General features: G+C 59.7%; 24 protein-coding genes. 10 read left to right on the plus strand and 14 right to left on the minus strand.

Features of this window, described 5'->3' with window-relative positions:
- From ACUNV4_RS24690 to ACUNV4_RS24705, 4 genes are all read left to right on the plus strand, one after another.
- The coding region (locus ACUNV4_RS24690; RefSeq protein ID WP_430881315.1) for a c-type cytochrome at positions 1-606 on the plus strand (606 nt) is incomplete at its 5' end.
- 98 nt (positions 607-704) lie between these two features.
- Positions 705-1694 (plus strand): ABC transporter substrate-binding protein, encoded by a 990-nt coding sequence (locus ACUNV4_RS24695; protein ID WP_430881316.1) that lies wholly within the window; start codon positions 705-707, stop codon positions 1692-1694.
- A gap of 37 nt (positions 1695-1731) precedes the next feature.
- Entirely contained in the window at positions 1732-2493 is a 762-nt protein-coding gene (locus ACUNV4_RS24700; protein WP_430881317.1) for an ABC transporter permease, read from the plus strand.
- A complete protein-coding gene (locus tag ACUNV4_RS24705) occupies positions 2462-3202 on the plus strand; it encodes an ABC transporter ATP-binding protein (RefSeq protein ID WP_430881318.1) in 741 nt (246 codons plus the stop codon). Before ACUNV4_RS24700 ends, ACUNV4_RS24705 begins: the two co-directional genes overlap by 32 nt.
- Positions 3203-3210: 8 nt before the next feature.
- On the opposite strand, the gene ACUNV4_RS24710 is transcribed toward ACUNV4_RS24705, so the two are convergent.
- Positions 3211-4008 carry an ABC transporter permease gene (locus ACUNV4_RS24710; protein WP_430881319.1) on the minus strand — a complete coding sequence of 266 codons (798 nt, stop codon included), beginning with the start codon at positions 4006-4008 and terminating at the stop codon, positions 3211-3213.
- The gene (locus ACUNV4_RS24715) at positions 4008-4790 is read right to left on the minus strand and encodes an ATP-binding cassette domain-containing protein (RefSeq protein WP_430881320.1); all 783 of its coding nucleotides are present in this window, start codon (positions 4788-4790) and stop codon (positions 4008-4010) included. The genes ACUNV4_RS24710 and ACUNV4_RS24715 overlap by 1 nt, the downstream gene beginning before the upstream one ends.
- A 153-nt stretch (positions 4791-4943) precedes the next feature.
- Here ACUNV4_RS24715 and ACUNV4_RS24720 point away from each other — a divergent pair, with 153 nt between their 5' ends.
- Positions 4944-5624 (plus strand): response regulator transcription factor, encoded by a 681-nt coding sequence (locus ACUNV4_RS24720; protein ID WP_430881321.1) that lies wholly within the window; start codon positions 4944-4946, stop codon positions 5622-5624.
- Between the two features lie 203 nt (positions 5625-5827).
- Here the strand turns inward: ACUNV4_RS24720 and ACUNV4_RS24725 are convergent, their stop codons facing one another.
- Together ACUNV4_RS24725 and ACUNV4_RS24730 are read right to left on the minus strand one after the other, a co-directional pair.
- On the minus strand, positions 5828-7189 hold the full coding sequence (locus tag ACUNV4_RS24725; protein ID WP_430881322.1) for an ATP-binding response regulator: 1362 nt from the start codon (positions 7187-7189) through the stop codon (positions 5828-5830).
- A gap of 2 nt (positions 7190-7191) precedes the next feature.
- The gene (locus ACUNV4_RS24730; RefSeq protein WP_430881323.1) at positions 7192-8388 is read right to left on the minus strand and encodes an FIST N-terminal domain-containing protein; all 1197 of its coding nucleotides are present in this window, start codon (positions 8386-8388) and stop codon (positions 7192-7194) included.
- Positions 8389-8524: 136 nt separating this feature from the next.
- Here ACUNV4_RS24730 and ACUNV4_RS24735 point away from each other — a divergent pair, with 136 nt between their 5' ends.
- Positions 8525-8881 (plus strand): hypothetical protein, encoded by a 357-nt coding sequence (locus ACUNV4_RS24735; RefSeq protein ID WP_430881324.1) that lies wholly within the window; start codon positions 8525-8527, stop codon positions 8879-8881.
- Between the two features lie 48 nt (positions 8882-8929).
- Here ACUNV4_RS24735 and ACUNV4_RS24740 read toward each other — a convergent pair whose 3' ends face one another.
- Positions 8930-10228, minus strand: coding sequence for an OmpA family protein (locus ACUNV4_RS24740; RefSeq protein ID WP_430881325.1), 1299 nt, complete (start codon positions 10226-10228; stop codon positions 8930-8932).
- A gap of 45 nt (positions 10229-10273) precedes the next feature.
- On the opposite strand from ACUNV4_RS24740, the gene ACUNV4_RS24745 reads away from it, so the two are divergent.
- Positions 10274-11275: a tryptophan--tRNA ligase gene (locus ACUNV4_RS24745; RefSeq protein ID WP_430881326.1), complete on the plus strand. Its 1002-nt coding sequence runs from the start codon at positions 10274-10276 to the stop codon at positions 11273-11275.
- Positions 11272-12285 (plus strand): asparaginase, encoded by a 1014-nt coding sequence (locus ACUNV4_RS24750; protein WP_430881327.1) that lies wholly within the window; start codon positions 11272-11274, stop codon positions 12283-12285. The genes ACUNV4_RS24745 and ACUNV4_RS24750 overlap by 4 nt, the downstream gene beginning before the upstream one ends.
- Here ACUNV4_RS24750 and ACUNV4_RS24755 read toward each other — a convergent pair.
- The 5 genes from ACUNV4_RS24755 to pta all read right to left on the minus strand — a co-directional run bounded on the left by ACUNV4_RS24755 (position 12275) and on the right by pta (position 18037).
- Positions 12275-13726, minus strand: coding sequence for a hypothetical protein (locus ACUNV4_RS24755; protein ID WP_430881328.1), 1452 nt, complete (start codon positions 13724-13726; stop codon positions 12275-12277). The genes ACUNV4_RS24750 and ACUNV4_RS24755 overlap by 11 nt on opposite strands.
- On the minus strand, positions 13726-14166 hold the full coding sequence (locus ACUNV4_RS24760; RefSeq protein ID WP_430881329.1) for a hypothetical protein: 441 nt from the start codon (positions 14164-14166) through the stop codon (positions 13726-13728). The genes ACUNV4_RS24755 and ACUNV4_RS24760 overlap by 1 nt, the downstream gene beginning before the upstream one ends.
- A 6-nt stretch (positions 14167-14172) precedes the next feature.
- On the minus strand, positions 14173-15888 hold the full coding sequence (locus ACUNV4_RS24765) for a carbamoyltransferase family protein (protein ID WP_430881330.1): 1716 nt from the start codon (positions 15886-15888) through the stop codon (positions 14173-14175).
- Positions 15889-15897: 9 nt separating this feature from the next.
- Positions 15898-16965 carry a GNAT family N-acetyltransferase gene (locus ACUNV4_RS24770; RefSeq protein WP_430881331.1) on the minus strand — a complete coding sequence of 356 codons (1068 nt, stop codon included), beginning with the start codon at positions 16963-16965 and terminating at the stop codon, positions 15898-15900.
- A 73-nt stretch (positions 16966-17038) separates the two neighbouring features.
- Positions 17039-18037 (minus strand): phosphate acetyltransferase, encoded by a 999-nt coding sequence (gene pta, locus ACUNV4_RS24775; RefSeq protein ID WP_430881332.1) that lies wholly within the window; start codon positions 18035-18037, stop codon positions 17039-17041.
- Positions 18038-18125: 88 nt separating this feature from the next.
- Here pta and ACUNV4_RS24780 point away from each other — a divergent pair, with 88 nt between their 5' ends.
- Positions 18126-19010 (plus strand): substrate-binding domain-containing protein, encoded by an 885-nt coding sequence (locus ACUNV4_RS24780; RefSeq protein WP_430881333.1) that lies wholly within the window; start codon positions 18126-18128, stop codon positions 19008-19010.
- Positions 19011-19133: 123 nt separating this feature from the next.
- On the opposite strand, the gene ACUNV4_RS24785 is transcribed toward ACUNV4_RS24780, so the two are convergent.
- The 4 genes from ACUNV4_RS24785 to ACUNV4_RS24800 all read right to left on the minus strand — a co-directional run bounded on the left by ACUNV4_RS24785 (position 19134) and on the right by ACUNV4_RS24800 (position 23338).
- Positions 19134-19592 carry a TlpA family protein disulfide reductase gene (locus ACUNV4_RS24785; protein WP_430881334.1) on the minus strand — a complete coding sequence of 153 codons (459 nt, stop codon included), beginning with the start codon at positions 19590-19592 and terminating at the stop codon, positions 19134-19136.
- A 273-nt stretch (positions 19593-19865) separates the two neighbouring features.
- On the minus strand, positions 19866-20693 hold the full coding sequence (locus ACUNV4_RS24790; protein WP_430881335.1) for a substrate-binding domain-containing protein: 828 nt from the start codon (positions 20691-20693) through the stop codon (positions 19866-19868).
- A 209-nt stretch (positions 20694-20902) separates the two neighbouring features.
- Positions 20903-21859, minus strand: a complete 957-nt coding sequence (locus tag ACUNV4_RS24795) for a calcium/sodium antiporter (protein WP_430881336.1) — start codon at positions 21857-21859, stop codon at positions 20903-20905.
- Positions 21860-21862: 3 nt separating this feature from the next.
- On the minus strand, positions 21863-23338 hold the full coding sequence (locus tag ACUNV4_RS24800; protein WP_430881337.1) for an NAD-dependent succinate-semialdehyde dehydrogenase: 1476 nt from the start codon (positions 23336-23338) through the stop codon (positions 21863-21865).
- A gap of 270 nt (positions 23339-23608) precedes the next feature.
- Between ACUNV4_RS24800 and ACUNV4_RS24805 the strand changes: the two genes are divergently transcribed.
- The gene (locus tag ACUNV4_RS24805; protein ID WP_430881338.1) at positions 23609-24391 is read left to right on the plus strand and encodes an IclR family transcriptional regulator; all 783 of its coding nucleotides are present in this window, start codon (positions 23609-23611) and stop codon (positions 24389-24391) included.
- Positions 24392-24429 lie beyond the last annotated feature (38 nt).

A 24429-nucleotide genomic window follows, 5' to 3' on the forward strand; every position in this document is an offset into this window, starting at 1 on the left:
GGTTCGTCAGGTTCGTCAGGTTCGTCAGGTTCGTCAGGTTCGTCAGGTGCGTCAGGTTCGTCATTGTCTCTGGCCGGACTGCTGATGGTGATGGTTTTGAGTTCCGGGCAGTCGGCGCTGGCTGATTCGTATTTCCTGCCCGAGGGGCAATGGCCGGGGCCTGCTTTGGGACAGTCGCTTCCAGACGATGAAGAGGTGCTGATGCCGCCGCATGTCTTTGACGATGGTCGCGGTTTGCCGGCGGGTCAGGGGAGTGCGAGCGAAGGGGCCGTGCTGTATGCGCAGCGCTGTGCTTCCTGTCATGGTAGTCAGGCACAGGGTGGGCGCTCTGTAGAGCTGCTTGGTGACAGGGCCACGCTCGGCACGCCCTATCCGGACAAGGGTATCGCAGTCCGCTGGCCGGCCGCTCCGGCCCTGTTCGATTACATCTACCGTGCCATGCCGCCGGATGAACCGGCGTCCCTGACGGTCAATCAGGTGTATGCCGTGCTGGCGCATCTCCTGGTTCTGAACGATTTGCTGGATGAATCGCAACTACTCGACGCTGCAACACTGGCAGCGATCGAGATGCCGAACCGGGAAGGATACCGTACGATCGCTCGTTGAGGACGGTACGACGGCACTGGTACCAATGTGCAATGTCTTCATTCGCAGGACACGCTAATGTGTACACTGATTCGATGACAACCGGAGGGGAGCAGAATATGACAACAAGTATCGCGAGCTTCAAACGCCTTGCATTGAGTGCTCTGTTGTTGTGTGTCTCGGCATTCTCGCTGGCTCTGGCAGACGACAGCGTGCGTGTGGGCGTGCTCAAATACGGTACGGTCAACTGGGAACTGAAAACGATGCAGCATCATGGTCTGGACAAGGCCAATGGTTTTACTCTGGAAATCGTGCCTTTTGCCGGGGGGGATGCCACTCGTATTGCCTTGCTGGGCGGTGAAGTCGATGTCATTGTCTCCGACTGGCTGTGGGTGTCGCGTCAGCGCTCGGAGGGCCGTGACCTGACCTTCGTGCCCTACAGTTCCTCGGTTGGTTCCATGATGGTGGCGGGTGACAGCAAGCTGCAGAGTCTGGCAGATCTCAAGGGACAGAGTATCGGCGTGGCTGGGGGCCCGCTGGACAAGAGCTGGCTGCTGTTGCAGGGAATGGCGCGGCAGGAGCACGGCATCGATCTGGCTGCAGAAAACGATATCGTCTTCGGTGCGCCGCCGCTGCTGGCCGAGAAGGCGCGCGATGGCGATCTGGATGTCGTGCTCAATTACTGGCATTACTGTGCCCGACTCGAGGCGGATGGTTTCCGTCGTCTGGTCAGCGCCGAAGAGGCTGCCAATGCCCTGGGTTCCAGCGGGGCTGTCTCTGCCATCGGCTATGTCTTTGCCGATGACTGGGCAAGTGGAAATCCGGCCGCCGCCTTCGTCAAGGCTTCACGCGAGACCAAGCAGATACTGCTCGAATCGGACGAGGAATGGCAGCGTCTGGCGGACAACGGCGATATCAAGGATGGCCCTGAAGCCTTGCGGGTGCTGCGGGATCGATTTCGTGAAGGCATCCCGACTCGCAGCCACGATGATGAGGTTCGTGATGCCGGCATCATCCATGGTGTGCTGAGCGAACTGGGTGGACGCAAACTGGTCGGTGATTCTGGCGAGATGGCCGAAGGCACCTACTGGAGTGGTGCCCCGCTATAATCAGGATGAGGCAACAGACGGCCCGGAGTGCTCCGTGATGCGCTCTCGCATCAGAACCTGGAGCCTGATCGGCCTGTCGCTGGGGCTGTTCCTGATCGTCTGGTCCGTAGTGGCCGTGTGGGCGAATGACAATACACTGCCGACCCCGTTGTCGGTCTGGCAGTCACTGCTCGTGGAGTTTCGTTCCGGCGAATTGCTGTTCCATCTGGGCGTCACCCTGCTGCGCGTGTTTGCCGCATTTCTGGTTGCCATGATCATCGGCTCGGCCATCGGTATCTGGCTGGGCATGCAGCCCCTTGCCGATCGTCTGGTGGATCCCTGGCTGATCCTGTTGCTCAATATTCCGGCACTGGTCATCATCGTGTTGAGCTATATCTGGTTCGGACTGAATGAGGCTGCGGCCATTGGTGCGGTGGCGCTGAACAAGATACCCAACGTCGTGGTGACCTTGCGTGAAGGTGCTCGGTCACTGTCAAGCGATTACGCCGAAGTAGCTGCCGTTTATCGTTTCGGATTCGGCAAACGACTGCGGCATGTCGTGCTGCCGCAGCTTCAACCCTTTTTTGCGGCGGCGACGCGGTCCGGAATCGCACTGATCTGGAAGATCGTTCTCATCGTGGAGCTGCTGGGCCGGTCCAATGGTGTCGGCTTCCAGATTCATCTGTATTTCCAGCTGTTCGATGTCGCCACCATTCTGGCCTACACTCTGGCGTTCGTCGCCGTGATGCTGTTGGTCGAGTATTTCCTGCTGCAGCCGCTCGACAGACATGCCAATCGCTGGCGGGCTGCCCGTGTCTGAGGGGCTGGGGAACGGGGGCTTGCGGGTTGCCATCCGGGGGCGTCGTTTCCGGCTGGATGACGGTGACAGTCTGCATGTGGTGGACAAGCTGGACTTTTCCCTGTCAAGGCATTCGTTTACCTGCATCGTCGGTCCATCCGGTTGTGGCAAGACGACAACCCTGCGCATGATTCTTGGATTGGACAGAGATTACGAGGGCGAGATCAGTCTGCCTGGCGACGGACCGGTGGCGGCGGTTTTCCAGGAGCCGCGTCTGTTGCCCTGGCGTACCGTTGAGCAGAATGTGCGCCTGGTACTGCCTGATTCCCGTCGCGGTGAATCGATTGACGAGCTGCTGCAGGAACTGGGTCTGACGGAGCTGCGCAGTTTCTACCCCAACCAGTTGTCACTGGGCCTGGCCCGGCGTGCGGCTCTGGCTCGAGCCTTCGTTCTGCAACCCCGGCTGCTGGTGCTGGACGAACCCTTCGTGTCGCTGGATGATGCGACGGCGCAGCGTCTGCGGGGCTTGTTGATGCGACTCTGGCGATTGCGTCCTGCCACCACATTGATGGTGACGCATAACGTCGAGGAAGCGGCGATGCTGGCCGATCGGGTGCTGCTGTTCAGCGACCGTCCTGCACGCATCGTGAAGAGCATTGACATCGATACGCCGCGTGACCAGCGACAAGGTGAGTTTCTGGCCGGACTGATCGCACAGCTGCAACCCTGAAGGCTGAATCAGGCGTCTGCAGTACGCCCGGCGCGGAAACGTCTGGCCGGGTTGTAGGCCCAGCTGGCGGTCAGGAAGAAGGCCACGGTGCAACCAATGACAATCAGCAGGGAGGTGGCATTGAATTGCCCGTAGAACGCAAATCGAATGGATTCCACCGCATGAGTGAACGGATTCCACTGGCACAACAGCGCCAGCCAGTCGCTGGATTCGCGCATTTTCCAGATCGGATACAGCGCCGATGACAGGAAGAACATGGGAAAGATCACGAAGTTCATGACGCCGGCAAAGTTCTCCAGCTGCTTGACCAGGGAGGCGATGACCAGACCCAGAGAGCCCAGTTGAATACCGGTGATGATCATGACCGGCAAGGCGCGCCACAGGCCCTCATAGGCGAAGTCGATGCCGACAAGCCAGGCCAGCAGCAGGAAGGTGCCGATCTGCATCAGTGACACCATGACGCTGGCCATGAGCTTGCACAGCAGCAGATACCAGCGTGGCAGTGGTGCCGTCAGCAATACTCGCATGCTGCCCATTTCCTGATCGTAGACCATGGACAGGGAAGACTGCATGCCGTTGAACAGCTGGATCATTCCGATGAGTCCCGGCACGATGTACACCTCATAGGTGATGTAGGTCTGATACGGCGGGATGATGGAAACACCCAGTGCGGCCCTGAAACCGGCTGCAAAGACGACCAGCCACAGCAGGGGTCGTACCAGAGCAGCGATGAAGCGTTCGCGCTGATGTATGAAGCGCATCAGCTCGCGCTTCACGATACCGGTCATGGCCAGCAAGTAATGCATCACGGGTGCATGACCTGATGCATGAGCTCGGACAGGTCCGTCACCTCGGCCGAGTGACACAGCCGCTGTGACGGTCCATCGTGATGGACTCGACCTTGATGCAACATCAGGACCCGATCGTTCTCGTGAATCTCATCGATCAGGTGGGTTGCCCACAACACCGCACAGCCCAGTGTATCGGGCAGCTCGCGTATATAGGCGATGAGTTCGGTGCGGGTGGGGATATCCAGACCGACGGTGGGTTCATCCAGCAACAGGATGCCGGGTTCATGCAGTGTTGCTCGCGCAATCTCGACTCGTCGACGATGACCGCCGTTGAGTGTGCGTACCTTGTGGTAGCGTCTGTCCAGCAAGTCCAGGCGTTGCAATGCAAGCTCTATCCGTTGGCGGGCTGTCTTGCGCTCGATGCCATGCAGCGCACAGAAGTACGCCAGATTCTGCTCCACACTCAGATCCAGGTCGAGTGTCTGTGACTGGAATACGATGCCCAGGGGAGCCAGAGCGGCTGCCCCCCGCAGTATCTGCTTGCCATTGATGCTGATTCTGCCGGAATCGGCAGCGAACAGGCCGCAGATCAGGGAGAACAAGGTGCTCTTGCCAGCACCGTTGGCACCGAGCAACATGACACGTTCGCCAGCGTCAATGCGAATGGAGACATCGTCAAGGGCTTGTCTGTTGCCGTAGCTGAAGCACACCTGATGAATGTCCAGCGCCGTGTCGCCCGGATTCTGCAGCGATGCAGTGCTGCTGTGGCTTGTCCTTGCTGGGTGGCTGACACTCATGGTTGATCCAAAATAACATGTTGCGCGCCATGAAGTGTGCGCAGTAGTGTGTACGGAGTGCTCGAAGTCGGTCTTCTGGGCCTAAAAACGAATAGTCAGGTTATCACCACATGAGTAGGATGAGAGCATTATCCATTTGCCTGGTCGGTTTGCATGAGTGATCTATCGCAGGTGCTGATTATCGATGACCATCCCTTGTTCCGGGAAGCCTTGAGCTCGGCCCTGAAGTTGGCCTGTCCGAGTGTTTCCTCCTGTGAGGTCAGCACGCTGGAGGAAGCTGTCAGTGTGCTGGAGGCCGATCGCGATTACGACATCGCCCTGCTGGATCTCAACATACCCGGAGTCAGCGGCTTCGAGGGCCTGCTGCGCCTGAGAACCCTGCATCCGCGTTTACCGGTACTGGTGGTCTCCGGGCTGGAGAACGAGCAGATCATCGATGAAGCCATTACCTATGGGGCGGCAGGCTTTCTGCCGAAGTCTCTGGGGCGGGAGGTCCTTGCCAGCGCCATAGACGTCATCATGGCCGGAGGCATCTACGTCCCCGACAGGCTGGTCAACAGCCAGGAAGTGGACGTGTCCAGCGACAAGGCACGCATCATCGAACGTTTGCTCAGTCTGACCCCGCAGCAGTTGCGGGTGTTGTTCATGCTGCGTGAGGGTCTGCTGAACAAGCAGATTGCCTATGAGCTGGATGTCGGAGCCACCACAGTCAAGAAGCACGTGTCCGAGATACTGCGAAAGCTTTGCGTGCACAGTCGCACCCAGGCGGTCATCGAGGTGTCCAAGCTTGATCAGGATGAACTGTTCGATGTGGAGAAGCGCTTTCTCGGGTGACGTTGGTCAGCGAACCAGCAGGTCAGCAGAGCAGCAAGTCAGCAGAGCTGCAAGTCAGCAGAGCAGCAAGTCAGCAAGTCAGCAAGTCAGCAAGTCAGCAAGTCAGCAAGTCAGCAAGTCAGTATCTCAATAAGGAAGTAGGAACGTGAGGAAGTAAGGAAGCACAATCAGGCACGCAGGATGCGCCCGACCTTGGCAACGACTCAGGTGGCTGGCTCGACGGCCCGGGTTCGCAGATGCATCAGCAGTGCACGCAGCTGGGCAGGCTTGACCGGCTTCGGCATGACTTCCAGCCGGCCCTGATCGGCCATTTTCCAGAGCCGGTCAGAGGGAGCAGCGGTGACCACGACGGCCGGCACGCGGCGGCCGGTCAGCTGGCGCACGATGCGTATGATCGAAGTACCGCGTTCATTGTTGTCCAGATGCTGATCGGCGATGATCAGATCCGGTTCCCAGCTCTTGTCATTGTTCAAGGCGTCCATGGTCTCCTGAGCGCTACTGGAGAGTCTGAGGTCGCAACCCCATTGACTGAGCAGGGTGTCCATGGCCTTGAGTGCCGTCAGATCGTTCTCGATCAGCAGGATACGCGTATTGGCCAGCTGGGCGTTGCTGAGCAGATCGGCCGGGCGAGCGGTGCCAAGCAGTCTGGTGGGCTCTCGATAAGGCAGGGTCAGCTTGAAGCAGGAGCCGTGACCGACCCGTGAGTTGAGGGTCAACTGCAGCTCCAGGGCGTTGACCATGCGCTCCACAATGGCAAGCCCAAGGCCCAGCCCGGCAAAGGAGCCATCCAGTTCATTCTGCCCGGGGGCACAGCGGTTGAACTCGATGAAGATTTCCTTGAAGCGATTCGGCTCGATGCCGATGCCGGTATCGGCAATTCTGACATGTACCTTATCCCCGTGGCGTCCGGCGATCAGCAGTGCGCCGCCTTCTCGGGTATAGCGCAGGGCATTGGTCACGATATTCTGTATGGTGCGACGCAACATGGTGGGGTCGGACCAGACATGCAGGCCGCTGTGCCTGACCCGGAGGTCGAGATTGCGAACCCTGGCAATCGGTTCGAAATCCGAGGCGATGGAGTCGAACAGCTGATCCAGTGAGACCGTCTGCCATCGGGGGTGCACATCACCGGCATCCAGTCTGGACATGTAGAGCAGATTGCGCAGCAGTTCGTCCATGGTTTCCAGCGAGTGCTCCACCTGGGCGCAGAGACGCGAACCTTCCGCGCTGGTCTGGGCGGAACTGAGGGTGGACATCAGCAGCAGGGCCGTATTCAGTGGTTGCAGTACATCGTGGCTGGCCGCCGCCAGAAACCGTGTCTTGGACAGATTGGCCTGTTCAGCCGCATTCTTGGCCTTGATCAACAGGTGGTTGGTACTCTCCAGATCGACCAGCGTGCTGGACAGTTCCGTGGTTCGTCGACGCACCTGTTCTTCCAGACCGATGGCTGTCTGGAACAGTGAATAGGCATTTCCCTGTTGATCCATGGAGCGCTCGACGCGTTCCATCAGTGCCTTGTTGATCTTGCGCAGTTTGCGCAGCTCTTCCTGCTCCTCGTCACCCATGTTCAATAGCGTTCCGATGGTCCGGGGGTGCCAATGGCCACACCGGTAATGGTCTGGTTGTCATGCAGCGAATTGTGCTGTTCGCCGTAGGCGTTGAAGCCGACGAAATTCTTTTCCCGATACAGTGACGTGATGCGATGGGTGGTCTGACGGTTACGGGCATCGAGTTTGCGAGAGATGCAATCGAATCCGAATATCAGATCGATGGGGCCGATTTCCGTTTCGATCGACTCGATGGCCTGGCGTGACGAGGCAACCATGCCTTCGGAGCGTGCCACGGTCAGTACCAGACCGTTGTCGATGGCGCAGAAGAAGGTCAGAGACTGGTCCTCATTCAACCGCTGGATGGATCGGCAGTAGTAGCGCCCACCGAAACGCACGATGACCGAATAGGAGGCAAAGCTGCCGGCATCGAGTTCATCGATACTCATGCCGATGGCGTTGGCATAGGCGATGGCAGCCGGTTCGGCATTGAACTCGTTGACACAACGCAGTTCGGGGTTGGCCTCGGTGACCACCAGCTTGTGTTCTGTCGGCACGAAGTTGTTGTTGGTGAATATCCGGTAGGGCAGGCGACATTGAATCAGTGTCAGCACGGCGGCGTTCTGCATGGTGCGTAGATTGCTGATCTGCCAGGTTGTGGTGAACTGCAAGTCGTCTCCTGCTGAACCGCCGATCAGCGGGATGCCGTCCAGGCCACGGTCAATGGCGACAGTGACTCTCTCTTCCGAATAGGACAGGCCGTCAATCAGATTCATGGCAAACAAGCCGTGGTGATCGATTTCCGGACCCAGCGTCAGCATGAAGCGATTACGAATGTCGGCAGTGAGTTTGGCCACGGTGTCCATCCCCATGCTGGCTACGCCCGCCATGACCATGGTGGTGGTGGAGAACCAGCGCTTCGGTAGCAGCGTGGCGATGAAGCCATGCTCCTGCATGCCGTCAGGCGTCACTTCACCGCTGCTGGAGCAGCCACAGAAGTTCAGACCAGGGGTCAGCTCTGCCAGACTGGATACGATGTCCGCAGCCATGTGACGAGTGGGCGAGAACCAGATGATGGCCAGTTCAACCTCCCCCGATCGCGCAGCTTCCGCCAGAGATTGACACAGTTCGGCAGTGCTGGCGGTTTCACTCCACAGCACCTGTATGTCGCTGGCATAGCGGCGTTTTCTGACAGACTGTGAAGCAGAAAGGTCCACGACAGTTCTGGACTGTGGTCACGATGAGTGTACCCTTGAGTGTGTCATAAACAGCAGGCACCGGACAATCGAATCTCGCCGTTCCTGTGGCGGGCTCGAGGCCGGAATTACAGACAATCAGGGAAATTCGGTATCGATGAGCGAGCAGACAGACCAGACAGGGGACAAGCCCTCGAATGATCGGCCCGATGAGGTGCTGGCCGGGGTGGCTGCCGATGCCTGGCAGGCCTTCAATGCGATGGAAACCACCAAGCGGCGTCATTTCGAGCAACTGGAAGTGCTGGAGAACCGCAAGAAGAACTACAACATCGAACCGAGTGAGAAAGATCGAGCCTTGCTGGCCGGACTGCTGCGGGATCACGATGAACAGGTGGCGCGATTCAGTGAGGCAAGCCTGTCACTCAAGCAACGCGATGCAAGCGCGCACCTGGCCTTGTTCGGCTATATCGCGCTCATCAGCAGCGAGGCTGAAAAGCGGCGAACGACGCATTGAAGACCCCTGTTCCGCCAAACATGTTGTTCGCAGGCACCTGGTGAGGTGTCACGGCTCGATTGCCCTGAGCTCCACTCGCCGATTGGCCCGCCGCCCGGCAGCTTGCGCGTTGTCATAGGCGGGTGAGGTCTCGCCCAGCCCGCGTACCACTATCTGGCTTTGGGCGACACCTCGCAATCCGAGGTAGTGACGGATGGTTCGGGCGCGGGTTTCCGACAGAGCCTGGTTGTGCTCCACGCGGCCTGCATTGTCGGTATGGGTGCTGATCTCGAAACGGGTGTCGGGTAGTCGCTGCAAGGCACGCGCGACACGGTCCAGTGCGGTTCTGGCGGCCACATCCAGATAGCTCTGCCCGCTTCTGAAACGGATACCGGACAACATGACAACGTCTCGGGAGTCGCAGCCGAGGGCTCGCAGAGGCTGCAGCGGCGTTTCACTCGGTCGTCTCTGTCGCGCGGGGTCGGGCAATCGGCTGGCCAGCAACTGGGGAGTGGCCAGTGCCGTCACCTGGCTGTCTACCGGTAGACAAATGTCACGATAGTCCGGGATCTCATCGCCATCCACATCCGGGGAACAGGCATCACTGAAGGCATCAGGCAGACGGCAGGCGCTCACAAGGGCGGCGTCGAAATCCGCGGAGAGCGGCCGCAACGAGAAACGCAGCGTCAATGGTGGCAAAATTCCGCCGCTCTGCTGATAGGTAAGCAATGGTCCACTGCGGCTCCAGCGCCCCTCTGCCTCGCCATCGAGGCTGCCGAAATCGAGCAATCGAGCGTTGTCGGGCAGCATCCAGCTGATGCTCCATCGCATGCTTGCCGGATCATCGGACTGCACCGCGGCGTGCTCAGTCGCGGCGTTCAGCTGGAAAACGCCCGGTTCGGGTTCCGCAAGGCCCTCGCCGTAACGGTGTCGGAAGCGAGTCAGGGCGCTCCCCGACCAGAGTGACAGCCGGTCGGGTGAGCGTTCGTGTGCACTGGCGAAAGTCAGCCACTCCGGCCCCGAGAAGCGCATCTCGAGGGAGGTGCGTTCAGTCGGTAGTGGCACAACCAGTAACTGATCATCGCTGATCAGGCCATGCTGCTCCACATAGCTGCGGCCATCCGACTGGAGCATGATCAGTCGGTCAGACAGACTGTCTGCCCATGCCTGGCCGCCAGCCAGGCAGGACAGGAGGATCAGAAAAGGGTGACGGCTTGTCCGGTTGATCCTGTCTCGGGATACCGCATGCGCTGCCCTCATGCGTGATCGGCTGCTGCCGTGCAGCAAGGGTGTACGAGCGTTGTCATGGCTGAGTGAATCGAAGAAGGCGGCGCTCAGTCGAGTTGAGCTTGGTACACTTGGGCCCATCGCAAAACCCGCGACGGCGGACGTTAGAGAATAGACCACTTTCACATGTCGAAACAAACCTGGCTTACCGGTATCACTACTTCGGGCACACCTCACCTGGGTAATTATGTGGGTGCCATTCGGCCGGCGGTGGAAGCCAGCCGCAACCCGGAGCGTGGGGGATTCTATTTTCTGGCGGATTACCACGCCATGATCAAGAATCAGGATCCGGTGCTGCTGCGCGATTCCCGCCAGCAGATCTCGGCCGCCTGGCTGGCGCTGGGGCTGGACACCGAACGCGCCACGTTCTATCGCCAGTCGGATATTCCGGAAATCATGGAGATGACCTGGATGTTGACCTGTCTGACAGCCAAGGGCCTGATGAACCGGGCCCATGCCTACAAGGCGGTCGTGCAGGAAAATCTCGACAACGAGGCCGCAGACCCGGACAAGGGTATCACCATGGGCTTGTTCAGCTACCCGATACTGATGGCGGCTGACATCCTGATGTTTCGTGCCACGCACGTGCCGGTGGGGCGTGACCAGACGCAGCATCTGGAGATGGCGCGTGATATTGCGCAGCGCTTCAATCACCATTACGGCGATCTGCTGGTCATGCCGCAAGCGGTGGTTGATGACAAGGCATCGGTGTTGGCCGGACTCGATGGACGCAAGATGAGCAAGAGTTATGGCAATACCATTCCCTTGTTCGAGACGGCCAGGAAGCTGCGTAAATCGATCATGAAGATCAAGACCAATTCGCAGGAACCGGGCGAACCGAAGGATCCGGAAGGCAACACCCTGTTCGAGATCTATGAGGCCTTCGCCAGCGAGGAGCAGGCGCAGGCCATGCGTCAGGCCTATGCTGATGGTATCGGCTGGGGTGATGCCAAGCAGCAACTGTTCGAACTGGTGGATGGCGTGCTCGCCGAGCCGCGGCAACGCTACGACGAACTGATGGCCAACCCGGCAGAGATCGATGCCGTTCTGAACACGGGTGCCGAGAAGGCGCGCGCGTTGAGTCGACCCATGCTGGATGAGATGCGGCGTGCGGTAGGTGTTGCATGAATCCGGTTCTGGTCAATCGTTGGCGAGGCAATGCCATTGAAAGTCGTCATCGCGGATCGGTAGCGGTGGTTGAAGCGTCGGGCCGTGTCATCGCGGCGATGGGGGATGTGCAGCGCGCCGTGTTCCCGCGTTCGGCCATCAAGTTCCTGCAGGCCATCCCCTTTGTCGAAAGTGGTGCCATCGACGCCTTCGGGCTCGATGATCGGCATGTCGCGCTGGCCTGCGCCTCGCACAATGGCGAGCCGATTCATGTCGGCCTGGCCCAGGACTGGCTGGAACGTATCGAGTGCGGGCATGATGATCTGGAGTGTGGTGCAACCTTGCCGATGCATCAGGCGACTCAGTTCGAACTGATGTCGGAAGGGCGAGGTCCGCAACGCATTCACCACAACTGCTCGGGCAAGCACCTGGGGTTTCTGTCCACCTGCAAGCATCGCGGCGAACAGACAGGCAATTACCGTCTGTACAACCATTCGGCGCAGCAACGCTGGTTCGAAGTGCTGGAGAGCGTCAGTAATACCCGGGTGGCACAACTGCCCTGGGGCTACGATGGCTGCGCCATTCCCACGCTGGCCATTCCGTTACAGCGTATCGCACTGGCCATGGCACGATTCGGGGATGTCTCACGCTTCACTGGTGAACGCCGGACAGCGGTTGAACGCATACACGCGGCGGTCACCAGCAATCCCTACATGGTGGCCGGCAAGGAGCGACTCTGCACGGCCCTGATGGAAAGGCTGGCTCCTCACATTCTGGTGAAGGTGGGTGCTGACGGTGTCTACACGGCCGTCATACCAGAGCATGGCCTGGGTATCGCACTGAAGATCGATGATGGCAATGATGCGGCAGCCCGTGTGGCACTCGGCGCGGTCCTGCAGAGCCTGGGTCTGCTGCCTTCCGACGAGATCAAGGTGCTGGGTGAATATCTGCGTCCTTCTGTCACCAATTCTCGCGGTGAAATCATCGGTCGCGTCGAACCATCGTCGGACTGGGAGTCGCTCAACGCGTGAGCGGGGCTTCCTCACAGCTCAGCAGGGCCTGATAGTCGGCCTGTTCCTGTACGCTGCCGTGTTCAGCCAGCTGTTGCTTGAGTTGCGCCAGTCTGCGTAATCGAATCATCTTCTGGTACTGCGTGGCCTGACGTTCCCGGTCCAGCATGTCAAGGTCCAGACTTGCATATCGATCCTGCAACTGCTGCAGTTGCCGGTATTCCGGCAGCCGTTCCGTCTGTTCGGCTATTTCCCGGAGCAGTCCATCAGCAGCCATCTTCTGGTAGGCGGCGGTATACGGTCCCATCAGCTCCGGCCATTGTCCGACCAGTCGGTATTGCAGCTGGTACTGCAACTGCTGCATCTGCTGCTCCAGCGACAGACGCTCACCAGCGAGAGAGTCAAGTGCCTGATCGGCATCCGCCAGTGCCTGTCGCAGGTTGTTTCGGGTGTCATCGTTCAGAGCCACGTCATGACGCGTGGCCAGGTTGCGAAACAGGGCGGCATACTCATTGTCCGGCAGGCTGGCAGATGTGGGTAGCCAGCGCAGATACCAGGGTTGCCACTGATCCAGATAATCTTCACTGGTCGAACGCGACAGATCGGTGCTGTAGGCTTCTTCCAGCGTATACAGATGGGCCTCACGCAGGGTGGTGGTGCCATCCTTGTTGCGGTCGGGGTCGCGACCGATGATGTCACCGCCACGCTCCCGACCGGACAGGGCCGCGAAGAAGAATGTGGTGTAATCGCGGTAGTCATCGGTGTCGATACTGGCACTGCAACCTTCGGCCAGACGATAGGCGGATTCCGCCGTGAAGCCGCAGCGGGGAGTCTCGCTCAGCTCGCTGCCCTGCGCAGAATCGGCGTAGGCCAGTCGATGGAATCCACCTGAATAGCATTGTGTGAAGACGAAACGAAAGGCCGAGCGCTGCGGTTCAAGCAGTTCGTGCAACTCGCTGGCACTCAGGGTGGTGTCGTCCCACAGGTTCAAGGTCACTTCATCGGGGGTGGTGTAGGACTGGCTGCCATGGCCGTTGTAGACGAGCAACAGTTCTTCGTCCTCGCCGCGTTCGAAAATCTGGCGCAAGCGAGGCTCCAGCTCATTGCGCCGAGTACTGCCAAGCACCTCGGCTACCTCGTTCTCCCGGTAACGCCGGTTTTCCAGTCCCCAGTCGCCGAAGACTCTGGCCAGAGCCTCCAATGGAGAGGATTGGGTCGAGGGGTCAACCATGTAATGCACATCTGGCCCTGCTTCCCTGCCATCGGTGAAGTAGGTGGAGACGCTCAGACCCTGCGCCTGCAGTATGCCCTGAACCCATTTGACGTTGAGCTCGATCTGACCCTGCGAGCCCTGCAGATTGTATCCGCCGCCGATCAGCAGTGCGTCATCGGCTCGGACGCTTGGTGCCGAAAGCGACAGGTAAAGGGCTGCGGCAGAACACAGCAGTAGAGACTTGCGCATCAGCGGCTTCCACGAAAGAATCTGCCCAGTAGCAGATCGAACAGACGACAGGCCACGGCCAGCAGCAGCCCTGTGCCCAGCAGGGTCGGCAAGGCAGCCGGGACGGATGGCATGAGACTGCTTGCCAGCGCAAGGGCCGCAAGCGGCAGCAGGATGCCACGAAACCACCAGGTGATGCGCAAGCGGGACATCAGCAGATGGTCCAGTGCGGCCAGTATGCCGGCAGGCACTGCCACGATCAGGCTGCGCTGATAGCCGTCAAGAAAGTGTTGCAGCAGGACGCGTTTGGGTAACTGCGTCCAGGCTTCCAGTTGCCAGGCATCTGCCGTGAAATACGCCAGCAGAGTACTGCTCAGCACAAATGCCGGCCAGGCCAGCAGGCTGATGACAGACACCAGCAGCAGAAGGTAGAGCCAGGCAGTTCGGCGGTAGGCAGTCATGAGGCGTCAGGAGTGATGCTGGGTACCGGGCCCGTCGCCCTTGGACACGATGAAGGAGCCGATGGCCAGATAGTCCAGACCGGTGGAGTAGAAACAGCGAATGGCATCGCGTGGGGATTCCACGACAGGCTCTCCCTGAATGTTGAAGCTGGTGTTGAGCACGACCGGCACGCCGGTTCGCTGACCCAGTTGGCTGATCAGCTCATGGTACAGCGGATTGGTTTCCTTGCGAACGGTCTGCAGGCGTGCACTGCCATCCACGTGGGTAATGGCCGGCAACAAGGCCTGCTTGTCTTCACGCACCTGGCAGACCTTGAGCATGAACGGGGCTTCCACTGACAGGTCGAAGAACTCACTGGCAGCTTCAACGGTCGCCGATGGTGCAAACGGGCGATAGGCTTCCCGGAACTTCACCTCGCTGTTGATCTTGGCCTTCATGTCCGGATACGCCGGGTTGGCAAGGATGCTGCGCGCGCCCAGGGCACGCGGTCCGATTTCCATGCGCCCCTGAAACCAGCCAAGGATATTGCCCTGTTCCAGCAGATCGGCGGTGTCGGCTGCGATATCCTGCGACCGCTGGTAGGGCAGCTTGCACTGTCGGAGCAGGGCTTCGATCTCGTCATCGTCGTAGGCATTGCCGATATAGGGGTTGTCGTGTACTGCCGAACGAGGTTCCCCCAGCACCTGATTCAGCACGGTATAGGCCGCGCCGATGGAGGTACCGTTATCGCCGGCAGCCGGCATGATGTAGACATCCTCGAAGCCGGCCTCGCGCAGCAGGCGTCCGTTCATGACACTGTTCAGCGCCACACCGCCGGCAATGACCAGGTAGGGGGCCTGAGTGCGTTGTCTGAGAACGGCTGCCATGGACAGAGCGCATTCCTCCAGCACTTGCTGGAACGCGGCGGCCACATCCTGGTGATGTGGTTCGAAGTCGCCATTCAAGGGCCGGGGCTTGCCGAAGCACTGGTGAAACAGATCCGAGCATCGGCGATAGCCCCAGTACTGGTAACTGAAGTAGTCGAGATTGACGTGCAGTCGTCCCTGTTCATCTACCGATACCGTCTTGCGAGCCTGTTCGATGAAACGCGAGGCATCGCCCAGTGGCGCCAGCCCCATGGTCTTGCCTTCGTCATAGTTGGGCTTGAAGCCGCAGAATTCGGTAACGGCCTCGTAAACCGATCCCAGGGAGTTCGGAAAGAAGCTTTCGTTGAAACAGTTGACGTCATTGCCGCGGCCCTCTCCCAGCCAGGCGCAAGCCCACTCACCGGAACCATCGAGCGCCATGATGGCGGCATGCTCATGAGGGCAGACGTAGAAGCTGCCGGCAGCATGGGATAGATGATGCTGCACCTGATGGACTGTCGGTTGCGAGCCAGCGGGCCAGTGGCTGCGCAGCCAGGATTTGAAGCGCCTTTGCTTGAAGATACCAGCGACGAGCTCGTGCTTGATGAAGGGCAGGCTCTTGTGCGGGGCCTTCAGCGCATAAAGGGTCTTGGTCAGCCACTGGTGGGTCGGCTTGATGGATACCGCAATGTGGTCGATGTCGGCGTAGTCGATACCGGCGTAATCCAGGCATTGCCGGATGGCCAGTTCGGGAAAGGCACGGGTGTGCTTGTCGCGCGAGAAGCGCTCCTCTTCCAGGGCGACCACCAGTTCGCCGTCGCGTACGATGCAGGCGCTGGTGTCATGGAACCAGGTATTGAGTCCGAGAATGATCATGGTGCTTCCCTAGGCCGCCGAACGGAGCCGGGTCCTGGCTGTCTGTTTGATGCGTTCCAGCGTACGTAACGCGTGTCCACCGGGATTGTCTGCGTAATGCGTGAGATGCCAGACCGGTTCGCTTTGCGGGTGCCAGCGTTCGGCCCAGGGCGGAGCGGTGACCAGGCTCAAGGTCGTCAACTGCTGCTGCATGGCATGTTCGGCCGTGTCCTGAAGCAGTAGAGAGCCGGGTGAGAATTGGCTGAAACGCTCGTCATAGGCGATTTTCAGCAAGCTCAGGCAGCTGTCGGTCTGCAAGGCGTACTGCGCGGCAATGCACTGCTCGTCCAGCCACAACAGGGCGATGAGCGGTTGCAGGCCGGCATATTGCGGATTCAACAGCTGTTCGTAGAAGCCTTGCAGCGAGGCAGATGTGGCAATGGCGGTCGCTATGCCCCGTTCACCCTTCCAGCCGGAGGCTTCCAGAGTCAGAAAGTGCTGCAGGGCCGCTTGCAACTCATCGCTGCCGGTCAGCCACTGTGTGCGAATCTGCCCCTGCTCCTGCAGTTTGACGCGCAGTCGTTTCAGATTGCGGCGCAGTTTGCCACTGCCGGGCGACTGTTCGGCAGTCAGGTCGAACCAGGCCGATTGTCGCGCCATGCGCTGTTGCCACTGTGGATTGCCATCGGTACAACGGACCAGCGCGGAGCGCTGCGGCACATTGCCGATGTGCCAATCCCATTGTGCATCGCCAGCCAGTGCCAGCGCGTGGCGCACGGCTTCCTGTACGTCTGCATTGCTCAGCGAGGGCGACACGAGCACGTCACCGAGCGTCAGGTGGTCATGCATCGGGGCCTGGAAGCGATGTCGGTGCAGGCGCGCCTGCCAGGGGAGCAGCAGCACCAGCTTCTCATCGTGGTAGACGCAGGCGCATTCCACCGGCTTTTCCAGCAGATGCGTTGCTGCGGCCAGCAACCAGTCCGGATGTTGGTAGAAGCGAGCTTCAGTCTGTGCAGCAAACAGTTGCGGCCAGGTACTGCGTGCGATGAAGTCTGGGCTCAGTCGCTCCAGACGTGACGTGACTGCAGGATCGGACATGCGGGCGGGATAAGCCTCTCATCATTCTGGCTGACTGAATTCATGGCTTTTATCGGCTGACATGGCGCTGACTTCAGTGGCTGCTGCGCACCTGCGCGGCGCTGACCGCGATTATATTGACGACATCGTCGATACTGCAGCCACGACTCAGATCGTTCACAGGCTTTGACAATCCCTGCAGAATCGGACCGATGGCCTGGGCGCCACCAAAGCGTTCGATCAACTTGTAACCGATGTTGCCAGCGTCCAGCGACGGAAAGATCAGCACATTGCAGGGGGCATCAGTGGCCTGCTCCGGTGCCTTGCGAGCCAGGATGTCGGGCATGACGGCAGCATCGAGCTGAACCTCGCCCACGATACGCCAGTCAGGGCGCTTCTCCCGAGCCAGTGTGGTCGCCTGACTGACCTTGCTGACAGCCGCATGCCGGGCGCTGCCGCTGGTGGAAAACGACAACATGGCCACTTCCGGGGTGATGCCGGTGAGCTGTCTGGCCGTCTCCCCTGTGGATACGGCAATATCGGCCAGTTGCTGTGCATCGGGATCGATCACCAGCGCGCAGTCGCCAATGAGCATGACATCCCTGACCGGGTGTTCGGGCCTGAGCAACATGATGAAGCAGCTCGACACCAGGGATTCAGCATCGCGTGGGCCCACATGGCGCACGGCGTTGCGTACGACCTTTGCGGTGGAGGTGATGGCGCCAGCCACACAGGCGTCGGCATCCCCTTCGTTGACCATCAGGCAGGCAAATGTCACCGGGTCTTGCAGCGCATGGGATGCCTTGTCCGCGGTCATGCCACGGTCCGCCCGCTTGGCGACCAGTGCAGCAACATAATGCTCGCGCCGAGTGAAGGTCGACGGATCCACGATCTCGATGCCCTCCAGTGACAGACCCAGCTGCTCGGCCGCTGCCTGCAGCTGTGAGGCCTGTCCCAGCAGAACCGGATCGGCAAGGCGCTTCTGACGAGTCTGCACGGCCGCGCTCAGAATACGACTGTCACCGGCTTCGGGAAGGACCACGCGGCGCGTCGTGCGGCGTGCGGCATCCAGTACACGATCAAATGCAGACATCGACTTCAGCTTCGTCAGGGGATGATGGATTCTAGGACAAACAGTGCCACAGTTCCTATTGAGCGCCCAGCCGGTTAAGCTTCGTCCCATGAATGCAATCGATGAACCGTATCTGACAACTCGGGAACTGGCCGAGCTGCTGCGTATCAAGGAACGCAAGGTGTACGACATGGCAACCCATGGCGATGTACCCTGTGTGCGGGTGGTGGGAAAACTGCTGTTTCCTCGCGCCGAGATCATGCAATGGATCGACGCTTCACGTTCCGGGCCTCAAACCGCGGCCGAGGTGAGTCTTCCACCGACGGTACTGGGCAGTCACGATCCTCTGCTCGACTGGGCGCTGCGAGAGTCGGGCAGCGGTCTGGCGGCCTTTCTGGATGGCAGCGCCGATGGACTGCAACGCATGGCTGCTCTGGAAGGCGTCGCCTGTGCCACTCATATTCACGAGGAAGACGGCTGGAATGTCGCTACCGTCAAATCACGATTCGAACATCGGAATGTGGTGCTGGTGGAGTTTGCGCAACGGGTACGAGGTCTGATCGTGGCAGGTGACAATCCCTTGCAGCTGAGTGACATGGCCTCGCTTGCGGGTCACCGGGTCGCCCGGCGGCAGAGCAGTGCCGCCAGTCAGCAACTGTTCGAGCAGCTGCTGGCCGAGGCAGGGGTGGCCGATGATGCCGTGTCGCGTTTCGACGACTGTGCACGCACCGAAGATGAGCTGGGCATGCAGGTGTTTGATGGTCATGTCGACGTGGCCTTCGGGCTGCAATCGGTCGCATCACGGCTGCGACTGGGTTTTCTTCCGCAACTCGAAGAACGCTTCGACCTTCTGGTCTGGCGTCAGGCCTGGTTCGAACCACCGTTTCAGGCGCTGCTGCGTTTCATGGAAAGCGATGCGTTCCGGGACAAGGCGGCAAGGCTGGGCGGATACGACATCTCCAATCTGGGGCGGGTGCACTTCAACGCACGCTGAGCGGCAGAGCGGCAGAGCGGCAGAGCGGCAGAGCGGCAGAGCGGCAGAGTCGCGCCACCGGTCTCACCGGTCTCACCGGTTCAGCAAGCTTCAGGACGAGATTGTGCTGATCAATGATCCGTGTCAGTTGGCGATAGCATCGGTGACCCATCGGCGAATGGATTCCCTGTCCTTCATGCGAAAACCGACATGGCTGCCGATCAATGTGCCATCGCGATCGAACAGGTAGGAGGTCGGCATGCCGGGTACCTGATGCCGACTCGCAAGCAGACCGGTCGGATCGAAGACCACATCGAAGGGGACCTGGTAGCCATTCAGAAAGGCCTCGGCGTCGGTGCGTTGTTCATCGACATTGACGGCCACGATGGCCAGCGCATCGCCCTGGGACTCTGCCATCTCGGCCATGAAGGGAAAGGAGGCGCGACAAGGCGTGCACCAGGAGGCCCAGAAATCCAGATAGACGACCCTGCCGCGGTAGTCAGCCAGGTCGAATTGCTCGGCATCGATCAGTTGTCGGGAAAAGGACTCGCTGCTGCCGAACAGCAACAGTGCAATGACCAGACATTGGTGACAAGGCTTCATGAGAAGCACCGGTATGCAACGGTTTTCGACTGCGGTGCGCACAGACCCGTGCAGTCCGAGCCCGTTGACTGACAAGCAGTTGACGGTGCGAATTTCCAATGGGCACGCACCTGTCTCGGCGCCAGGGCCCTGGATCTGACTCTGCTGGACATGATCTTGTGTGGCGGCAAGGGGTTCTCCTTGCTGCAACACTTGCGCCAGTGCGGGGATCGTCCCCGCTCATCATTCTTGCAGCACTGCTTACCGAGTGAGCGTTCTCCGCGGCAACCCGATTCAGGGTTGCACAGCGTTGGGGAAGAACAGTTGCTGACCGTCGATCTTGAACGCCGCGATGGCTTGCTGGCCTTCAGAGCCTGTCAGCCAGTTGATGAAGGTCTGGCCTGCTTCGGCCTTGACGTTGGCGTGTCTTTCCGGATTGACGAGGATCACGCCGTACTGGTTGAACAGGCGTTCATCGCCTTCCACGACGACCTGATAGTCGCCCTTGTTGCCAAAGGCAATCCAGGTGGCGCGGTCGGTCAGTACATAGGCACTCATGCCGGTACCGGCGTTGAGAGTGGCGCCCATGCCGGAGCCGGTTTCCCGGTACCAGTCACCGGAGGCGGCCTGCGCATCGACATTGGCCATTTCCCACAGACGCAGCTCTGCCTTGTGGGTGCCGGAGTCATCGCCGCGAGAGGCGAACGTGGAGCGGGTCTCGGCGATGGATGCCAGTGCAGCAGCGATATCGGACCCGCCCTGTATGCCTGCAGGGTCCTCTGCCGGACCGACCAGAACGAAGTCGTTGTACATGACATCAAAGCGTTCGACTCCCTGGCCGTCGGCCACGAATTGCTCTTCGGCAGCCTTGGCGTGGACCAGCAATACGTCGCCATCGCCATTGCTGGCATTCTTGATGGCCTGGCCGGTACCAACGGCCACGACCCGCACATCAATGCCTTTGGCCTCTGTGAACTGCGGCAGGATGGCATCCAGCAAACCGGAATTCTGCGTGGATGTGGTGGACTGCACCACGATGAAAGGGTTGTCCGCATGGCTGCTGGACAGACCCGAGAGGATCAGGGCTGATCCGATCAGAAGCGTTTTGAGTGGTTTGGACAAGAACATGTTTGTGCCGTCTTCTGCTGCGATGAATGGAAATTAACACATCAAAACATCGCAAAACAACAGAAAAAGACAGCCGAATCTGACTGTTCAAGACAGATAAATGCTATATATTGCAGTTCAAGTGGTAGGATTCGTACCCGCGCGGGCATGACGAGCCCTTCCCGGCGAGACACGACGACGGCCGTGATCGCCGGGAAATGGTGTCAGATGGCGGTCAACAGCAGGAAACTCAGGTAGGCCAGATAGCCGCCGAGCAGCAGTCCCCCTTCGCGGCGTGTGATTCGCCAACCGGTCACGGCCATCCACAGCAGCAGAACGGTGGCCGCCAACATGACCCAGATATCCTGCGAGACGATGATCGATGGCACGCTCAGCGGGGTGAACAGGGCTGTGACGCCCAGGATTCCCAGAATATTGAACAGGTTGCTGCCGACCACATTGCCGAAGGCGACATCGCTCTGGCCCTTGCGAGCAGCGATGACCGAGGTGACCAGTTCCGGCATGGAGGTGCCGATTGCCACGATGGTCAGGCCGATGACAGCTTCCGATACGCCCAGATCAGTGGCAATGGCAACCGCTCCTGAGACCAGAAAACGGGCGCCGACGATGGTGGCCACGAGGCCAAGCAGCAACAGCGTCGATGCACGAGCCAGCGTGTCAGGTTCGCTCTCGAGAGTGTCGGCTTCGGCCTGATAGACGGCACCGGCCGCGGTACTTCGACGCCGCTCGATCACCAGCGTTGCCACCAGGTAGATCAGCAGGCAGGCCAACAGCAGTGCCCCGCTGAGACGACCGATGGTCCCGCTCAGCACCAGGGCCAGACACAGCAAGGTGGCCAGCGCCAGCATGCTGCCGTCCCGTCGAAACGCCTGCGGTGACACCATGATGGGAGCCATGAGCGCGGCAGCGCCCAGAATCAGCAGGATGTTGGCAATATTGCTGCCCACCACATTGCCGATGGCAATGCCGGGTGAACCGACCATGGCAGCCTGCAGACTGGTCACCAGCTCCGGCATCGAGGTGCCGAAGCCGACCAGCGTCAGACCGATGACCATCGGCGAGACATCGAACCGTCGGGCGATGGACACGGCACCTCGTACCAGCCATTCACCGCCGACTATCAGCCCGGCAAAACCGAGCAGTATCCAGAGTGCGTCCAAGGGTCAGGCAATGCCGCCCAGGCAGAGGTATTTGATTTCCAGGTAATCGTCTACGCCGTGATGCGAGCCTTCGCGACCCTGCCCGGATTGCTTGACGCCGCCAAACGGCGCAACCTCGGTGGAAATCAATCCGGTGTTGACACCTACCATGCCGTATTCAAGTGCCTCGGCCACCTTCCAGACGCGGCTCAGGTCGTTGGCATAGAAGTAGGACGCCAGGCCGAAGATGGTGTCGTTGGCCTGTTCGATGACATCTTCCACGGATTCGAACCTGAACAGGGGAGCTACCGGACCAAAGGTCTCTTCGCTCGATACCTTCATTGCCTTGGTGACGCCAGTCAGTACCGTGGGTTCGAAGAAGGTCTTGCCAAGGCTGTGGCGTTTGCCACCGGTGATGACCTTCGCTCCCTTGTCGACGGCATCGGCCACATGTTCTTCCACCTTCGCCAGCGCGTTCTCGTCAATCAGGGGACCGGCCGACACCCCTTCCTCGAAACCATCGCCAACCTTGATCTTGCTGGCTGCGGCGGCCAGTTTCTCGGCAAATTCATCATAGACACCGGCCTGCACATACAGTCGATTGGCACACACGCAGGTCTGGCCGTTGTTGCGATACTTGGAGATCATGGCGCCTTCAACCGCAGCGTCGATATCGGCATCATCAAAAACGATGAAGGGGGCATTGCCACCGAGTTCCATGGAGGTGCGCATGATCTGATCGGCGGCCTGCTTCATCAGAATGCGTCCGACTTCGGTGGAGCCGGTGAAGGTCAGTTTGCGAACCTTGTGGTTTTCACAGAATTCCTTGCCCATCTCCGACGATGAACTGGAAGGCAGGATGCTCAGCAGACCATTGGGCAGGCCCGCCTCGTTGGCCAGCACGCCCAGAGCCAGTGCCGACAGGGGAGTCTGAGCTGCCGGTTTGGCAACGAAGGCGCAGCCAACCGCCAGTGCCGGGGCCATCTTGCGGGCAATCATGGCGTTCGGAAAATTCCAGGGAGTGATCGAGGCAACGACACCGATCGGCTGCTTCAGCACCACGATGCGCTTGTCGGCTTCATGGCCGGGAATGGTCTCGCCATAGATGCGTTTGGCTTCTTCGGCGAACCACTCGACAAAGCTTGCACCGTAGAGGATCTCGCCACGGGCCTCGGCAAAGGGTTTGCCCATCTCGGCGGTGAGGATGGCGGCCAGGTCATCCGCATGTTCGATCATCAGTTCGTTCCAGCGTCGCAATACCTTGCCACGCTCCTTGCCGGTTCTGGCCGCCCAGGATTTCTGTGCCGCGTAGGCCAGATCGATGGCCTGAGCCGCCTCCACGCGATTGAAGTCGGGCAGGCTGGCCAGGTGTTCACCCGTGGCCGGATTGCTGACGTCGAATCGCTTGCCGCTGGCAGAGTCTGCAACGAGCTGGCCCGCCAGATAACCGGCTTCGCACAACAGATCCTTGCGCTTCAGTTTGTCCTGGAGTGTATTCATGATAGATACCCTGTACTGCTTGAATGGAATGCCGGTAAGCGGCGATGATGACTATGGTCACGCCAGGCAGAAATGACAATGGTCGCAGACTGTCTGGTAGATTGCGTGAACCGTCATGGGCGTGCTTGTGCAGATAGTACTTGCTGAGACAGAAGAGTGACATGCGAATCGCGCAATGAGACTGATGGTGAACTGTCTACCGGATGATCGGCGCCGGTGGTATTGTCTGCTGTTTTCCTCCGGGAGCCAGATTCGGCCGAATCCTGCAAAATGACTCACGACAACGAGCTTGATCAACGACAGCCAAAGGGTTCGACTGTCACGCGTGTGATGGACATCCTCAAGGCCATCGCCGATGCCGATCGCCCACTCAACCCGACAGAGATAGCTCAGCAGCTGGATATTCCGAAGGCCAGTGTGCATCGCCTGTGCGCCACGCTGGAGGAACATGGCTACCTGAAAACCCGTCTCAACGGGCGAGGGGTGCAGGCAGGCCATCGTCTCAATCAGTTGGCTCTGGGTATCCTTTCCGCATCTCCCCTGCAGGCACAGCGCCGCGCCATTATCACGGATCTGTCGGTGGAAATCGGCGAGACCTGCAACATTGCCGTGCCCGATGGTGTGGAGATGATCTACTACGACCGCGCCGAGACACACTGGCCGGTAAGAGTCAGTCTGCAGATCGGCAGCCGGGTGCCGGTGTGCAGCACGGCCAGCGGCAAGATGTATCTGAGCACACTGCCCGAAGTGCAGCGCGAGCGTATTCTGGCAAACGTCCGTCTGAAGGCCTACACCCCCAACACGCTATTGAGTTTCAGTGCGCTGCGGGATGAGCTGGCGGCCATTGCCCAGCGTGGCTATTCTCTGGATAATGAGGAGTTCATCGAAGGTGTGGTCGCCATGGCCGTGCCGGTACTCGACCTCAACGGCAGACTCTATGCCACCCTGTCGTTTCATGCCCCTTGCATGCGAATGCCGTTTTCCGCACTATCCGCCTATCTGCCTCAGTTGCAAGCTGCCAGCCGACGACTTGGCGAATTGCTTGATGAATGATTGGCCGCTGATTCTGTTGGAACCCTAACCTGTAGCCC

Source organism: Granulosicoccus sp. 3-233 (assembly GCF_052681095.1).

Bases quoted from the DNA above. Each gene is read 5' to 3' on its own strand.
- ACUNV4_RS24695 (WP_430881316.1), top strand. From the start codon at position 705: ATGACAACAAGTATCGCGAGCTTCAAACGCCTTGCATTGAGTGCTCTG.
- ACUNV4_RS24755 (WP_430881328.1), bottom strand. From the start codon at position 13,726: ATGCGCAAGTCTCTACTGCTGTGTTCTGCCGCAGCCCTTTACCTGTCG.
- ACUNV4_RS24765 (WP_430881330.1), bottom strand. From the start codon at position 15,888: ATGATCATTCTCGGACTCAATACCTGGTTCCATGACACCAGCGCCTGC.
- ACUNV4_RS24760 (WP_430881329.1), bottom strand. From the start codon at position 14,166: ATGACTGCCTACCGCCGAACTGCCTGGCTCTACCTTCTGCTGCTGGTG.
- ACUNV4_RS24715 (WP_430881320.1), bottom strand. From the start codon at position 4,790: ATGAGTGTCAGCCACCCAGCAAGGACAAGCCACAGCAGCACTGCATCG.
- ACUNV4_RS24740 (WP_430881325.1), bottom strand. From the start codon at position 10,228: ATGGGCCCAAGTGTACCAAGCTCAACTCGACTGAGCGCCGCCTTCTTC.
- ACUNV4_RS24725 (WP_430881322.1), bottom strand. From the start codon at position 7,189: ATGGGTGACGAGGAGCAGGAAGAGCTGCGCAAACTGCGCAAGATCAAC.
- ACUNV4_RS24745 (WP_430881326.1), top strand. From the start codon at position 10,274: ATGTCGAAACAAACCTGGCTTACCGGTATCACTACTTCGGGCACACCT.
- ACUNV4_RS24780 (WP_430881333.1), top strand. From the start codon at position 18,126: ATGAATGCAATCGATGAACCGTATCTGACAACTCGGGAACTGGCCGAG.
- ACUNV4_RS24805 (WP_430881338.1), top strand. From the start codon at position 23,609: ATGACTCACGACAACGAGCTTGATCAACGACAGCCAAAGGGTTCGACT.
- ACUNV4_RS24720 (WP_430881321.1), top strand. From the start codon at position 4,944: ATGAGTGATCTATCGCAGGTGCTGATTATCGATGACCATCCCTTGTTC.
- ACUNV4_RS24785 (WP_430881334.1), bottom strand. From the start codon at position 19,592: ATGAAGCCTTGTCACCAATGTCTGGTCATTGCACTGTTGCTGTTCGGC.
- ACUNV4_RS24710 (WP_430881319.1), bottom strand. From the start codon at position 4,008: ATGCATTACTTGCTGGCCATGACCGGTATCGTGAAGCGCGAGCTGATG.
- ACUNV4_RS24705 (WP_430881318.1), top strand. From the start codon at position 2,462: ATGCCAATCGCTGGCGGGCTGCCCGTGTCTGAGGGGCTGGGGAACGGG.
- pta (WP_430881332.1), bottom strand. From the start codon at position 18,037: ATGTCTGCATTTGATCGTGTACTGGATGCCGCACGCCGCACGACGCGC.
- ACUNV4_RS24700 (WP_430881317.1), top strand. From the start codon at position 1,732: ATGCGCTCTCGCATCAGAACCTGGAGCCTGATCGGCCTGTCGCTGGGG.
- ACUNV4_RS24770 (WP_430881331.1), bottom strand. From the start codon at position 16,965: ATGTCCGATCCTGCAGTCACGTCACGTCTGGAGCGACTGAGCCCAGAC.
- ACUNV4_RS24735 (WP_430881324.1), top strand. From the start codon at position 8,525: ATGAGCGAGCAGACAGACCAGACAGGGGACAAGCCCTCGAATGATCGG.
- ACUNV4_RS24750 (WP_430881327.1), top strand. From the start codon at position 11,272: ATGAATCCGGTTCTGGTCAATCGTTGGCGAGGCAATGCCATTGAAAGT.
- ACUNV4_RS24800 (WP_430881337.1), bottom strand. From the start codon at position 23,338: ATGAATACACTCCAGGACAAACTGAAGCGCAAGGATCTGTTGTGCGAA.